Origin of the sequence: Moritella sp. (genome assembly GCF_013215705.1) — a bacterium.
GTDB lineage: Bacteria > Pseudomonadota > Gammaproteobacteria > Enterobacterales > Moritellaceae > Moritella.
This window is the reverse complement of sequence record NZ_JABSQR010000034.1, coordinates 42,079-56,318: the sequence shown is the minus strand read 5'-3', so window position 1 is coordinate 56,318 and position 14,240 is coordinate 42,079. Positions and strand designations below refer to the sequence as shown.

Below are 14,240 nucleotides of genomic sequence, written 5' to 3'. Positions count from 1 at the left end.
TCTTCGACTTACCCATCAGATGAACCTTTTTAAATCCGTGATAATGATCGGATCACAAGATTTACGAAAGGTTCCCTGATTTAGTCAACAACGCCGTTGTCAGTTACTCTGTCTTTTAAGTTAAATTTATAGGGGCTTTCATTGAAACAAAAAACGAGGGAAATGCTCTCGATATATTGGAATCGCTTGTCACTTTGTGACAACAGGTGTCACTACTTTGACATTAGCGATCCTTAAATGATCGTTTAGATCCTTTCTAGATAAGGCTTAAGCAATATCGGCTTGTCCATCGCTATGTCAAAAACACAAAAAAATTGCGAAAATGCGGTAGGCGAAGAGGAGTGAATTTATCGTGGGTACGCCCGCACGATCAAATGTTTCACCCACCCGTAATCAATAGCTATGTATTATAACGAACACTCCATACGACTGTATAAAAAACAGTTGAATATCATATGATTGACAGGTCAGCATTTGAATTAAGTGGATGTTTATGCGAGTAGTTTTCCCAGAGTGCGGCGTTAAAATCCGAATTCAAAAAACGAATAGAATTTCGAATAGTTATACAGATTTATACTGCAGCTGTAATAATGCGGAATGTGGTCATTCGTTTGTAATGAATCTTAGTTTTAGTCATACGTTGAGCCCTTCGGCAAAAAGCTCAAGTCAATTGGCTATAGAGTTAGTTAGGACATTAGCGCCAGAACAGCGCCAAGAATTGCAGTTACAACTTTCTATTTTGTAAAAATATCGTCATCTATCCGACAAACATCAAGTCCTCTCCACAATTCGCCAATCCTGCACATTTTTGGACAAAACCTTGATAGTGTTATTTTTCTAACCGATAGTAATACACATTATATATTTGTAGGGCTAATGAAGGAATCTTAATGCCAGCACCAATGTTTGGCATAAATTAAAACGGCCTTAACATGATACCTACACCAATTCGTGTTTGATCGTTATTATAGTCAATCAAAGTTTCGCCATAACCTTTCCATACTTGGCCATAAAAACCAACCACCTCATTGACATAATAAGTAAAACCGGCTTCAACACCAGAACGGTGAGTGCTGAAATTATGGGTAAGTTTGATATTAGCAGAGGCCTCTACACCATTTATTTTTATCCAACCAGAATAAGGTCCTATGTAGTCTTCAATATCTTTATTATCAGACAAGCCGGAAGCAACCCAAGACTCTATACCGTAGTCAATATAATTGCCTTGAGATTCAAGTAACAGATAAAAGCGCTCCCAGCTTCTAGAAATTTTATTACCACGACCATTAGATTGATGCCTATAGCCATATTCAATGCTGTTAAATAATAGGAATTCACCTTGATGCATCATGAATAATTGTGGCTTATAATTAGTTTCTCTAAAGGGAGAAGATGCTTCATTATTAGCTATTTGCCACAATGAAAGTTGCGTATATGAAGCCATCAAAGCCGATTTATTACTAAATTGAAATAAGGGTAACGAAAAAGATATTTGATATTTAATTTCAAAATCATCTAATTTAGATAATTCTGTTTCTCCGGCATCCGAATATAAATCTTCATTAATATTGTCAGCATACGTACCTAAAAAATAAGTGTCTTCATAGGTTGAAAACTCCGTTGTACTCTTAGCGCTCACAAAACCAATACTGCTTACAACCAGCAAGCAAACAGGTAAATACATCTTCATTTTTACTTGTATTCCATATTTTATTTCAGTGTATAACCACATATGTAACACATTGTAATGTAAGAGTAAATAAGACCGTCTGATCGAATGTTTTTCAAGCTGTCGATAAAACCGTCAATATACGGCCTATTGTACCTAGCAATAGGGCTCGCGTGTGCTGTTGTGATATGAGCAATTCCTCACATAAGTAAATATATGGAAAATAAATATGAATACATTGCCCTCTTCATCATCAATCTCATACCCTTTCATTAGCGCTGAGTATGCTTTCCCTACTTCTAAATTTAATTTATCTATTTGCATCTTAATTTCCTTATTTACTTAACATATCGCTTCACCTATCAAAGGTGGATTTTCAATTTCCGGTACCTGAATGCGACTCTACAACCCGCATGCCGTAATAAGTCAACTTTGCTCCATCTGCAGCAGCACGAAAACGCTGCCAAGATGTTTTTAACCATTCATGGGCGTCAATAGGATTAGCACCGTTCCAATTTGGATTTTCGACAAAGTATTTACCGTGTTTCTTTAATCGATGATAACGGCCAGCTGCAGTCAAAGTGGCCATTAACGCCACGTGCTCATTAGAATCTGCATATTCCTGGCAACCGCGTAACGGTGTCATTAATTCATGGCGACGATTCGCTGCGTTAGACACTGATGCATCATGCACATCTTTAAGTTCAAGCGTTTCACCACATTCACTTTCGATAGCCATACTATCAAGCCAATCTAATTGCTGTTTCTTGCGGTCTTTAAGCCATTGGCAGGTAGTGAATGAAGCGTAAGGGCTTACGTGAGGTGAAACAATTCCCGCAGCACGTCGAGCAGATTCGAAGGCAATCATTACCTTTTTGTTTATTGCGCGTAACCAAACTGCATCGTCACAAGCTCGGGCGATTAGACCTAAATATACGTCATCATCACTATCGCGTTTTTTAGGTTCGAAATGCGGCATCCGCAATGCAAGCCCTGCGAATTCGTTGATTTCCTCTAATGCTTCAAGTGGTCTTTTACCTGCTTTGAGTGCTAGATCTAAATGTAAACGTGCGCGTCCTGTTAGCTCATCAGCAAGATGAACACGTTTATATTCAGTATCTACGCGATACCAAGATTCTGGTAATACACCGAAACTAGCAGCAATGTGTGCACTACGATCTTCAATAAATTTAACCGCACGTTTTAAACCGTGTTTTTTTAAGCGGGTTCTTGGTATCTTTGATTGGTGTGTACATTAACAAGGGTTACCGTATTGAGCTCTGAATTCTTTAACTGTTATTGTTTTAAGCTGACCCGCTTTCACTTTGATACGTTGGATGTAATTACGCTTCGCAAAATTTTTACGTTCGCTGATCACTTCTAAATCTGCTCGTAATTTTCACAGACAATGAATCGCTAACAAGAAGTCAACAATCTGATTTAATTGGCATTAGCTCTGATACGATAGCTCAATATGAAACAGGAAGAATTAAAGCTATCGGGTTGGAAAAGTTAGATAAAATCGTGAATCATGAATCATGAATCGTGAATCGTGATCGTTTTCACATAAAAAAGAAGTTAAACATATCCAACTCCCCTTCTACGAAATATCTGCATCTGCTGGTGTTGGTTTATTAGCAGAAATTGAAGATCGTCCAAAATCGATAAGCTTTGAGCCAAGCTGGCTACGTAGTGAAATTGGCGTTTGCCCTAATAATGTATTTTTGATGTTGGTAGACGGAGACAGCATGCTGCCGACATTAAAGAACGGCTCTATGATCATGGTTAATCGTGATGTGGATAATTTATCTGATGGCGTTTATGTCATGCGTCATGACAATAACTTATTAGTGAAGCGACTACAGATGTTACCAGGCGGCATTATTCGCGTTAAGTCTGATAATTCCATGTATGACCCTTGGCAGATAACTAAGTCGCAATTGGATGGTGAAGAACTGGCGCTTATAGGACGTGTGTTTGGACTGGACAGAAGATGTGATTTTGGATAGAACAGACTAGTTTGCGCTTAAGTTAATCTGTTCTATCTTACTTTGGGGCATGAACGGATTAGAGTTATAGACTAAAATAAGAATATCGAATGAAAAAGTCGTGTTGATGGCTTTGTGATTACTTTAAACTCATGTAATAACGGTCAATAGTATATCCATTTTCTTGATACTGTTTGTCGTATTGCATTCCTAGTTTTTTCAAAACATGACTTGATGCTGTATTCTTTGGTATCACTTCGCCATAAATGACATTAAGCGCCATATACTCGCGAGCATAATCAATGCAAGCTTGATTAGCTTCGGTTGCAAAGCCTTGTCCCCAGTAATCGGGGTGAAAACGATAGCCTATGTCGATAGCATTGATACGAGAGTCATTTTTAAAACCGCAAAAACCGATCACTTTTCCGGTATCTTTTAGTACTACAGCCCAACGCGCAAAGCCGAATTTCGCATATTCTTTTAACCAAATATTCTCAATTATTGCTACGGCATCTTCTATATTATTACATAACCCCGCATCTCCGGTGTACAGATTAACTTCTTCCGGGGTATTAAAGTAGAGTACCGATTCAGCGTCATCAAGGGTGAACTCTCGAATGATTAGTCGAGTTGTTTTGGTTATGATTTTCATACTTTTGACCTCCTATTATGTATTATCTTTTATTCTAAATGGATTTTTATAAAAGTGAAATACAGTACACATTGTGGCTATCAATAAATCCGTTTAATGTATCTAAAACGTCTATTTTAGGCGTTTACCTTCAAATAAAGACAAACATCACGCCCAAGTGTTAATGCCCGTAAACTAACTCACAACTTAAAACCAAAGTACTCAATATTTTTGCCAAGCATAATTCTGGGGCTAACTTTATAGCATCCCCCCCACTAAAGATGAAAATATGACTGAACTAATGATGAACGGACTTATGACTTTGAACGAATAGAACTAAGTATGAAAATTGATAAGACTCGATTGAAGCTGTTTAATATGCGCTGGGCCTTTTCTACTTCGATGATAGTAGGCATATTTTATCTTATCACTATGCCTATTCTGTTGAGAGAGGTTTATTTTGGGGTTTAGGTATTCTAGGTATCAAGTTTACGCTAGGCTCAACGTGACCGTGCACCGCATTAAAATTCGGCGTGCCAGAGTTACGAACTAATTACTGAACAATCATACATGAATGGCTGGAATTCTTGTACAGAACAGTAACCTTCAGAAGAAAAAGGGACTTCAAAGTTTGGTATCTCAGTTGCATTAGGGGAGCAACTTAATGTCTATTAAATCCATAACCAACGGCTATGAAGTCGATTGTCGTCCACAAGGTCGAAACGGTAAGCGCTACAGAAAGAAGTTTACAACCCAAGGTTAAGCGCAAAAGTATGAGCGATGGCTGTTATCGACTCAAAACTAAAAAGATTGGGTTGAGAAAACGGCTGATAAGCGCCCTCTCATCGATTTAATCCATCTTTGGTATCATTACATGGTCAACAGTTAAAAACGGGCCCTAGAGAGCTTAAGCACTTAATCACGATTAGCGCGGACTTGGGCAACCTTAGAGCTGACCAGCTAACACGGCAACGCTTCATGCAATATCGAGCCGATAAAATGGCAGGAGGCATGAAGTCGGCATCAATCAACCGTAATCAAACAAGATTAAGTAGTGTATTTAGCGCATTGATTAAAGCCGAGATAAAGCAATTATTGGCAAGTTTGAGTGGTGACGAATTACATATCGCTAAGTTGTGTTCATCCACCGGCGCACGTTGGTCAGGCTTCGCATGTTTTACGACATTCGTTTGCGAGTCATTTTATGATGATCGGTGGCAATATATTAACGTTACAGAAGATCTTGGGACATGCCACCATAATGTAAACCATGACATACTCACACCTTGCACCAGACTATCTAAATGAGGCAATGAAGTACAACCTAGTGTCCACATTATGACCAAATTAGTACTATTTGGTGGCATTTACTGCTACCTATTAAACGCACAGAACCCCGTAAACAGGGGCGAAGCCTGTTATGACGGGGTTCTATTAGCCCCTATCACCGGGGCTTTGCTGTTCTATTCACTTATTATTTCATGAAAAGCCCTGTACTTCGGATCTCTTGTGCTTCACGCCAACCACCTAACCACTGACCTCGCGAATCTGCGCTTTGAAATGGACAAACCTCATTCGAGCGACCAGCGGTGCCAGCTTGATAACCTTTCGAATATGCTCTTTCCAAACGATCTCGTTTTTGTCTCTTCATTCTATATTCCTCAAAAATGATATAACTTAAACCTGAGACTTTCCGTGCCTCTATTAAGTAATAGGTCAAGATATTCGACAAATCAAATAAAAAAGGCACAGTAATAAAATTACTGTGCCTTTGACAAAAAATGATGTTTAGCGATTAATGACTAACGTTTGAAACGACGGAACAACAGCATCATGGTTGGTAATAGTATAAACCATCCCATGCCTGCCCCATTACGCTTGTAATTTTCATCCGCTTTAATAGGACACTGAGATGTCGTTGACAAGTGATCTAAATCATCTTTAGTAATAGTCATTGTTAAGACTACCGGGTTAGAACCTCTTCTATTTTTATAGTTTTCAACGTTTTTATAGTCCAAAGCATTAGAAACTACAACAACATCACCATTGCTATCTGGATCACTAATACTTATTGCATTAGCAAAACGATAACGTATCTCTCCAGAAATGGAACCATTCGGATCAATAACTTCTTTACAGTATAAGTCATCTAAATAGGCTGATTTTTGAGTTTTGTAGTCATAGATAAAGGCACTTTGAAAACGCGCTGAGCCATCTTCCCTTGGTGATGTTTCACCACGGGCATCACGCCAACCTACAATCAAGCCATCATTGTTAATTTTATTAACTTGAGATGTAGCACCTTTAATTGGATTGGCATTAAATGGATAGCGAACCGCTCCACTAGCAACGTCATAAGTGTAAAAATCAGTTACTCGACTTCTGTTTTTAACGGCCTCAAAAGTACGGTTACCAACAACAATAAATGCTTGTGAGACATTATCAGTGCCATCTGCGGCTTCAAATGGGACGTTAGCCGAAACATAAACCTTATCTGTAATATCAATTGCAACTGTATCGCGAATTACATCATCATAATCACTACCTACATCCGTTTTGGGCTTAGTGATCTCACTCATCGTATAAGAAAGCGTGTTTGTTGCAACTACAGTCGGCTTAAATATAGTTGCTCTAGCACGGCCACCACTCGTTGATGAATAGATTTGTTGCGTAGAAAAACCGACCGCGAAGCCTGATTCGTTAATCGCATATGCATTAGCAATGAATGTTGCATCGCTTCCAGTATTTAGCCAGTTATTCTTGCCAGTCAAATATGCAACGGTATCAACATTCGCACCATTTACAGTCCAAAAACTCGCTTGCAAATCAAAACCAGGACAATTATAAAGATCATCATAATCATAACGATCATCGTCAATTGGATAATTGAAGCAATAAGTAAAACGGCTATTGTCATCAGCGTTTGACCACTGGACACTAGATTGACCTACAATAAGCCTTTTCGTAGCAAACTCATAATTATGACCATCACTGCTAGTTAAAGCAACATCAGCAAAATCATGTGCGGAACTGAAACCACCATTATTAATATCTGAAGGTATTAGTTCTACATCATTATAAAAACCACGTCTAACAATTTTACGACCTGAGTCAGTGGCATAGCCCGCCTGATCAGTAGATATTATTGCCGTAATCTTGCGAGATTCACTTAGGTCGCTAGGGATTGAAATAACGATATCGTCTACTGATGTTTCAGTTTCAGATTTATAAGTACCATTATAACCACCGAAGGTATTTAAGATATTACGACGCCATACATTTAGCCCGTCACTACCATCACCATTTTTGGTACCCTCCCAAAGCAATTCACAAACATCATCGTCATATTGACAATATTCGTTATATGTCCAAGGTGCACCAATATCATACGTAAATGATTGTGCGAATGTATTAGTATAAATAGCAGTACTTGTTGTTGCAGTAGCAGCACTAGACGTATCCATAGCAGATACAAATGGGCCGAACCTGCCATCAGTAGGACGTGCAATCGGTGGATCGCTAATTTCAACCGCCATTGCATTCGAACACAAAAGGAGACTAATAATCCCTGCTAGCTTAGTCTTTTTTAATTGCATTATTTTAATGTTCCTTAGCCTTTCATTTCTTCAAGCTCTTCCCAACGCGCGAAAGCAGTCTCTAGTTCTTGCTCTTTGTTAGCAAGATTTTCAAGCATTGTTTTCGTTTCGTCAGCTGGCTTATTAAAGAAATCAGGTTGATTAATTTCAGCTTGCAAGGTTTCAACTAATTCTTCAAGTTGTTCCATTTTTGCAGGCAGTTTATCGAGTTCAACTTGTATATTGTATGGCAGTTTTTTAGTCTTAACAGCCTGAGTTGATTTCTCTTGTTTTACAGGTTTAGCAACTACCGCAGCTTTTGCCTTTGGCTTTGCTGACATAGATTGTGTGTTTGCTTGTTGGTTCTTAGCATCATGGTAACCACCAACAAAATTAGTAATTTGCCCTTTACCATCAAACATCCAGCAACTTGTTACTGTGTTATCAATGAAATTACGATCATGGCTTACTAATAATAACGTACCCTGATAATTGGCAAGTAATTCTTCTAAAAGTTCCAATGTTTCGATATCTAAATCATTGGTTGGTTCATCCATAATCAAAAGATTAGATGGTTTTAGGAACAATTTAGCTAATAACAGACGGTTACGTTCGCCACCAGACAGTGCTTTTACCGGAGTACGAGCGCGCTGAGGGTGGAATAAGAAGTCTTGTAAGTAACCAAGTATGTGACGTGGTTTACCATTAACCATCACTTCTTGTTTACCGTCACCTAAGTTATCCATTACTGTCTTTTCAAGATCAAGCTCTGTACGGTGCTGATCGAAATAAGAAACTTCTAACTTAGTACCACATTTAATAACACCTGCTTGTGGTTGTAACTCTTCAAGTAACAATTTGATTAAGGTACTTTTACCACAACCATTTGGACCAACAAATGCAATCTTATCGCCACGCATAATGTTGAACGTAAAATCTTTTACGATCTGCTTGTTCTCGTAAGCGTAAGTTACATCTTCGCCTTCAAATACACGTTTACCTGAACGAGAAGTCTCATCCACTGTGATCTTAGCTTTACCTTGTACACTTAGACGGTCGCTACGTTCATTACGCATTTCTTTCAGTGCTTTAACACGACCTTCATTACGGGTACGACGGGCTTTAACCCCTTGACGGATCCATACTTCTTCTTGCGCTAAGCGCTTATCGAATAATGCATTTTGTTCGTCTTCAACACGCAGCGCTTCTTCTTTAGCGACTAAATATTGGTCATAGTCACCAGGGAAAGATGAAAGGTTACCACGGTCAATATCAATAATACGCGTTGCCATTGAACGAATAAAACTTCTATCATGGCTTACAAAAATGATGGTACCGGCGAAATCTTTTAAGAACTCTTCTAACCAAAGAATAGATTCGATATCCAAGTGGTTGGTTGGTTCATCAAGTAATAACAGATCAGGCTTACAAGCTAATGCACGCGCAAGTGCGGCACGACGTAACCAACCTCCGGATAAGTTATCTAGCATCATTTCTGGGTCTAAGTCTAAACGCGTCAATACTTGCTCAATGTTTTGCTCGAATTCCCAGCCATTACGATTATCGAGTTCTTCTTGTAGACGCATCAATTTATTCAGCGATTTTTCACTGTAATCATCCGCAACCAAAATAGATTGATGATGGTAGTCTTTTAATACCTGACCAATATCAGCTAAACCACCGGCCACAAAGTCAAAAATAGTAACACCGCTTACTTTCGGTGGATCTTGCTCTAAACGAGAAACTACGGCATCTTGTTCAATACGAACTACACCCTCGTCAAGTTGAATATCACCAGCAATAACTTTCATCATTGTTGATTTACCTGCACCATTACGGCCTACAAGACAAACACGTTCTTTTCGTTCAAATACAGCATCGGCATGGTTTAATAACGGTAAGTCGCCGAAGGCTAAACATGCATTTTGTAACGTGATAACAGCCACGATAATTCCTCAATATAAAATTCAATTGTTTCAAAAAATCAAACCATTATAGGAATGTTGAAACAAGCAGTTAGATAGATTCTAACATAAAGTTGTAAAATAGAAAAAATCCGAGCGTTAACAATTAACCTGTAATTGAGAATCCACTCGGATTGAGTCACCTAAATCAGTCTTGTGCGATAAAATCAGCCAATTGTTCAGTATCAAATGGCCAACCAATTTCTTTATCAGTCACAGTGTCCTTAATAACGGGAATACGAATTCCATAACGGGCGATGTCAGTTTCATCATGGATGATCTCTATTTTCGTCATTTCACTGACCAAGTGTTGAGCAGTCACCAGTTCCCAAGCTTGTTCACATAAGTGACAACCTTCTGTGGTATAGAATGCGTATTTAGTCATTATGCTACTCGTTCAACAAGCCAACAGTTACTGATATTTTTGTTACGCGCGAAATCTTTAGAGCGATTTTTTTCAGTAATATTGGTTGCTTTAAGACCAAGTTTTTCGAGTCCTTCAAAATCGAGCTTAAAGTTACGCTTATTATTAGAGAAAATAATTTCACCACGTGCAGATAGAATATTCTCTAACCAAGTAAACAGTTGTATGTGATCACGTTCTACATCGAAGCTGTCTTCCATACGCTTTGAGTTTGAGAATGTTGGTGGATCAATAAAGATAAGGTCAAACTTGTCTTCACAACGCGCTAACCAGGCTAAACAATCCGCTTGTACCACTTCATGCTTACGCATGCTGATGTTGTTTAACGCAAAGTTACGTTTTGCCCAATCAAGGTAAGTATTCGACATATCAACAGTAACAGATGATTCTGCACCACCTAAAATTGCGTGAACACTTGCACTGCCAGTATATGAGAATAGGTTTAAGAAACGTTTACCCGCACTCATCTGGCCGAGCATGCGACGTGTTAGACGGTGATCGATAAACAGACCGGTATCTAAATAATCTTTCATGTTCACTTCAAACTGAGCACCATATTCACTTACCGTAAACACCGACTTAACTTGTTGTATTTTTTCGTACTGATTGCTGCCTTTTTGTTTTTGGCGAACTTTCAATACCAGTTTGTTCGGATCAATTTGAGTCACATCAAGCGTAACAGCAACAATATCCATGATACGTTGTTTGGCTTTCTGTTCTGGCACATCTTTCGGTGCTTTATATTCTTGTACCACAATCCAGTCACCGTATAAATCGATGGCAGCATTGTATTCAGGTAAATCAGCATCATAGAGACGGTAGCAGTTAACTTGTTCTTTTTTCGCCCATTTCGTTAACTGTTTGATATTTTTCTTTAAACGGTTACGGAAGTCTTCGGCAAAACCAGGGGTCATTTGTGTTTCAACGTGTGCTTTGGCTTGACGCGCAATCGATGAAATTTGGTAAATCTTAAGGAAACACTCTAATGCACCGTTAAACAATTTGTATTGCTTATTGGCACGCATACCTAAACGAGACAGTAAATCAGGGCTTGATGAGAAAAATGCAACATTCCAGCCCGAAAATTCACTCTTCAGACGTTCACCTAATACTTGGTGTAACACAATCAGTTCAGGTTGCTCACCCATACGTTCACCATAAGGAGGGTTACAAATTAATGTACCTTCGCTGGTGAAATCGTTAACCAGGTTTTTAGCATCACCCGTTTCTAATTCGATGATGTGCTCTAGGCCTGCTGCACGTACGTTGGCTTTTGCTTGGTCAAGTACACGCCAGCTCTTATCAAAGCCGTATACTTTTAGATCACTGTTCGCAATGTTTTTGCGCGCTTGATATTTAGCTTGTGCAACCAGCTCTTCCCAACCAGACTGATCAAAGTCATTCAGTTGTTGGAAGCAATAACGTGAGCGTAAAATACCGGCAGGTACTTTTAAAGCCATCAATGCAGCTTCGATAAGTAAGGTCGCTGAACCACACATAGGATCAACAAGTAAACCATCCGTATATCCACTACGTTTAATGATAGCTGCTGCTAAGTTTTCTTTTAATGGTGCTGCGCCCGTACCTTGACGGTAGCCACGTTGATGTAAACCATTACCGCATAGATCAAGAGAAAGCGTCGCTTCTTCACGACGAATGTGCAGGTGAATACGCACATCTGGATCATTTTTAGCCACATTGGGACGGTCGCTCATGCTTTTGTTAAAGCGATCAACAATACCATCTTTAACTTTCAATGCACCAAACTGCGTATCACGGATACTGTCATTAGTACCTGAGCAAGAAACAGCAAATGTTTTATCGATATCAAATATTTTTTCCCAATGCATACCTGTTACCGCAAGATAAAGGTCTAATACATCAAAGATTTTAAATGTTTTTAATTGTAAGGTCACTCGAGATGCTAAGCGGCTCCACAAACAAATTTTATACGCTGTTAATTGAGTTGATTTAAATGAGACACCGGCCATTGTTTCACGGCAGTCTTGTGCGCCAAGTTCAATTAGCTCTTCTTTTAGTAGAAGCTCTAAACCCTTAGGTGAAGAAGCAAAATAAGTGTTGAGTGTAGTCAATTTGAAAGCCTATATTATTTCGAGATACTTTCTGGTAAAAAGAAAGTAAGTTATGTGATTATTTATGGGGGCGAACTATAGCACGCGGCATTATTGTCGCATAGTCATGTTGAGGAAATTGTTAGATAAACGGAGGTTTATTGATAGATTATGCTATGCCATGATCTGAACGTAGGAAAATGAATCATCTGTTAATTTGTTTGCCACGCTTTTGCGTAACTGAACGCGGTCGTTCATAACACGAATAACATCAAATTTAGCTAATTTTTTAGCATCAGAAAGTTGCACTGTGTCTTCTAACAGCATACACGTGGATACACGCTCATCGGCTTCAAGTATCACGAACTGAACATTATGGCCTTTTACAGACAAGGTGATAATATCGCCAGTACTAAACGCAACATCAGAATCGTTATAGTCAAAGAACCAGCTTTGTGGCATTTTAACTTTTTGGAAACGTAAACTAGTCACCGCATTTAATGCTATTTGAACTTTTTCAGGCACGTTAAAATCTAAACCTTTGAGTGCTTCTAAGAAATAGTAATAATAGCTTGAATCTTCCGCACAAAAGTTAATACGGCCTTTGCACAAATTATTCATGTTTCGTTTATCTAAATGGCAAGACATCGCAAGCCCATCAGATAATTGAATAACGATGAATCGACTTGCGCAGTCATATTGCCAATACCATTTGTTGCTTGGTTCTAGTAACATCCTGATACCAGTAGTGTAATTAACGACCTACTAGTGTAACTACACCAGATCCATAAGTAAATAGCCTTATCAGAAAAATAGACTAAAACCAAGTTAAAAATTACAGACTTTTGACGATATGCTTAACTAATTTAGGGCCTTTATAGATAAATCCGCTGTACACTTGTACTAATTCTGCACCTGCAACAAACTTTTCTTTTGCTGAAACAACAGAATCAATACCGCCTACACCTATGATAGGTAGTTGACCATCAAGCAATACTGCTAATTTACGGACGATCTCAGTACTCGCGTGCTGTACCGGACGACCACTTAAACCACCCGCTTCACTCGCATGAGGCATATCATGTACCAATGTTCTATCGAGTGTGGTATTAGTTGCAATTACCCCATCCATTTTATATTTAATTAATGACTCGGCAACTTGAGCCAACTCTGCATCGGTTAAATCTGGTGCAATTTTAACCGCCAACGGTACGTATTTCTCGTGCGTTTTAGTTAATTCAGCCTGACGCTCTTTAAGGCAACTTAATAAACTATCAAGCGCCTCACCATACTGAAGTGTACGTAATCCGGGGGTATTTGGTGATGAAATATTAATGGCGATGTAAGACGCATATTGGTAAACCTTATCCATACAAATCAGGTAATCTTCATTGCCCTTTTCGATTGGTGTATCTTTGTTTTTACCAATGTTAATACCTAAGATACCTTTATAGTTGGCTTTTTTTACATTTTCAACAAGTGCGTCAACACCTGCATTGTTAAAGCCCATGCGGTTAATAATCGCTTCCGCTTGTGTAATTCGGAATATACGCGGTTTTTCATTACCAGATTGTGGCAGTGGTGTTACGGTACCTACTTCAATGAAACCAAAGCCCATTGCCGCAAATGCATCAATGCTTTCAGCGTTTTTATCCAGACCAGCCGCTAAACCTACTGGATTATCAAACGTCAGTCCCATTACGGTCACTGGTTTGCTTGGTAACTTCTGCGAATATAAGCAACTTAAAGGAGTAGAGCCTGTTAATTTTAACCCTTTAATTGTCATTTCATGTACTACTTCAGGGTCTTGCATAAATAAAAATTCACGTACAATACGATATAACATTTTCTATTCCTCATAAAAAAGCACTGTATCAACAGTGCTTCATAATTAAATCATTTTAAATGTGTGCCTAA

The 14,240-nt window shown here is 38.8% G+C and carries 13 protein-coding genes; 3 read left to right on the top strand and 10 right to left on the bottom strand.

Annotated features, from left to right (window positions below; genetic code table 11):
* Positions 1 to 487 precede the first annotated feature (487 nt).
* Positions 488 to 745 carry an ogr/Delta-like zinc finger family protein gene (locus tag HRT96_RS19065; protein WP_366051476.1) on the top strand — a complete coding sequence of 86 codons (258 nt, stop codon included), beginning with the start codon at positions 488 to 490 and terminating at the stop codon, positions 743 to 745.
* A gap of 171 nt (positions 746 to 916) precedes the next feature.
* On the opposite strand, the gene HRT96_RS19060 is transcribed toward HRT96_RS19065, so the two are convergent.
* A complete protein-coding gene (locus HRT96_RS19060; protein WP_293159821.1) occupies positions 917 to 1,732 on the bottom strand; it encodes a phospholipase A in 816 nt (271 codons plus the stop codon).
* A gap of 313 nt (positions 1,733 to 2,045) precedes the next feature.
* A complete protein-coding gene (locus HRT96_RS19055; protein ID WP_293159819.1) occupies positions 2,046 to 2,648 on the bottom strand; it encodes a replication endonuclease in 603 nt (200 codons plus the stop codon).
* A 607-nt stretch (positions 2,649 to 3,255) separates the two neighbouring features.
* Here HRT96_RS19055 and HRT96_RS19050 point away from each other — a divergent pair.
* Positions 3,256 to 3,678 carry a helix-turn-helix transcriptional regulator gene (locus tag HRT96_RS19050; RefSeq protein ID WP_366051541.1) on the top strand — a complete coding sequence of 141 codons (423 nt, stop codon included), beginning with the start codon at positions 3,256 to 3,258 and terminating at the stop codon, positions 3,676 to 3,678.
* A 118-nt stretch (positions 3,679 to 3,796) separates the two neighbouring features.
* On the opposite strand, the gene HRT96_RS19045 is transcribed toward HRT96_RS19050, so the two are convergent.
* Complete coding sequence (locus HRT96_RS19045; protein ID WP_293159817.1) at positions 3,797 to 4,309, bottom strand: GNAT family N-acetyltransferase; 513 nt, start codon at positions 4,307 to 4,309, stop codon at positions 3,797 to 3,799.
* A gap of 957 nt (positions 4,310 to 5,266) precedes the next feature.
* Here HRT96_RS19045 and HRT96_RS19040 point away from each other — a divergent pair.
* Entirely contained in the window at positions 5,267 to 5,596 is a 330-nt protein-coding gene (locus HRT96_RS19040) for a hypothetical protein (protein ID WP_293159815.1), read from the top strand.
* Between the two features lie 166 nt (positions 5,597 to 5,762).
* On the opposite strand, the gene rmf is transcribed toward HRT96_RS19040, so the two are convergent.
* From rmf to pyrD, 7 genes are all read right to left on the bottom strand, one after another.
* Positions 5,763 to 5,939 carry a ribosome modulation factor gene (gene rmf, locus HRT96_RS19035; RefSeq protein ID WP_019440203.1) on the bottom strand — a complete coding sequence of 59 codons (177 nt, stop codon included), beginning with the start codon at positions 5,937 to 5,939 and terminating at the stop codon, positions 5,763 to 5,765.
* A gap of 151 nt (positions 5,940 to 6,090) precedes the next feature.
* Positions 6,091 to 7,884 (bottom strand): DUF3466 family protein, encoded by a 1,794-nt coding sequence (locus HRT96_RS19030; RefSeq protein WP_293159811.1) that lies wholly within the window; start codon positions 7,882 to 7,884, stop codon positions 6,091 to 6,093.
* A 14-nt stretch (positions 7,885 to 7,898) separates the two neighbouring features.
* Positions 7,899 to 9,809 carry an ABC transporter ATP-binding protein gene (locus HRT96_RS19025; protein ID WP_293159809.1) on the bottom strand — a complete coding sequence of 637 codons (1,911 nt, stop codon included), beginning with the start codon at positions 9,807 to 9,809 and terminating at the stop codon, positions 7,899 to 7,901.
* A gap of 166 nt (positions 9,810 to 9,975) precedes the next feature.
* Positions 9,976 to 10,212 carry a glutaredoxin family protein gene (locus tag HRT96_RS19020; protein WP_293159807.1) on the bottom strand — a complete coding sequence of 79 codons (237 nt, stop codon included), beginning with the start codon at positions 10,210 to 10,212 and terminating at the stop codon, positions 9,976 to 9,978.
* Positions 10,212 to 12,344 (bottom strand): bifunctional 23S rRNA (guanine(2069)-N(7))-methyltransferase RlmK/23S rRNA (guanine(2445)-N(2))-methyltransferase RlmL, encoded by a 2,133-nt coding sequence (rlmKL, locus tag HRT96_RS19015; RefSeq protein WP_293159805.1) that lies wholly within the window; start codon positions 12,342 to 12,344, stop codon positions 10,212 to 10,214. Before rlmKL ends, HRT96_RS19020 begins: the two co-directional genes overlap by 1 nt.
* Positions 12,345 to 12,497: 153 nt before the next feature.
* The gene (locus HRT96_RS19010; RefSeq protein ID WP_293159803.1) at positions 12,498 to 13,058 is read right to left on the bottom strand and encodes a cell division protein ZapC domain-containing protein; all 561 of its coding nucleotides are present in this window, start codon (positions 13,056 to 13,058) and stop codon (positions 12,498 to 12,500) included.
* A gap of 100 nt (positions 13,059 to 13,158) precedes the next feature.
* Positions 13,159 to 14,169: a quinone-dependent dihydroorotate dehydrogenase gene (pyrD, locus tag HRT96_RS19005; RefSeq protein ID WP_293159801.1), complete on the bottom strand. Its 1,011-nt coding sequence runs from the start codon at positions 14,167 to 14,169 to the stop codon at positions 13,159 to 13,161.
* Positions 14,170 to 14,240 lie beyond the last annotated feature (71 nt).

Bases quoted from the DNA above. Each gene is read 5' to 3' on its own strand.
- HRT96_RS19065 (WP_366051476.1), top strand. From the start codon at position 488: ATGTTTATGCGAGTAGTTTTCCCAGAGTGCGGCGTTAAAATCCGAATT.
- HRT96_RS19060 (WP_293159821.1), bottom strand. From the start codon at position 1,732: ATGTGGTTATACACTGAAATAAAATATGGAATACAAGTAAAAATGAAG.
- HRT96_RS19055 (WP_293159819.1), bottom strand. From the start codon at position 2,648: ATGCCGCATTTCGAACCTAAAAAACGCGATAGTGATGATGACGTATAT.
- HRT96_RS19045 (WP_293159817.1), bottom strand. From the start codon at position 4,309: ATGAAAATCATAACCAAAACAACTCGACTAATCATTCGAGAGTTCACC.
- HRT96_RS19040 (WP_293159815.1), top strand. From the start codon at position 5,267: ATGCAATATCGAGCCGATAAAATGGCAGGAGGCATGAAGTCGGCATCA.
- rmf (WP_019440203.1), bottom strand. From the start codon at position 5,939: ATGAAGAGACAAAAACGAGATCGTTTGGAAAGAGCATATTCGAAAGGT.
- HRT96_RS19030 (WP_293159811.1), bottom strand. From the start codon at position 7,884: ATGCAATTAAAAAAGACTAAGCTAGCAGGGATTATTAGTCTCCTTTTG.
- HRT96_RS19020 (WP_293159807.1), bottom strand. From the start codon at position 10,212: ATGACTAAATACGCATTCTATACCACAGAAGGTTGTCACTTATGTGAA.
- HRT96_RS19010 (WP_293159803.1), bottom strand. From the start codon at position 13,058: ATGTTACTAGAACCAAGCAACAAATGGTATTGGCAATATGACTGCGCA.
- pyrD (WP_293159801.1), bottom strand. From the start codon at position 14,169: ATGTTATATCGTATTGTACGTGAATTTTTATTTATGCAAGACCCTGAA.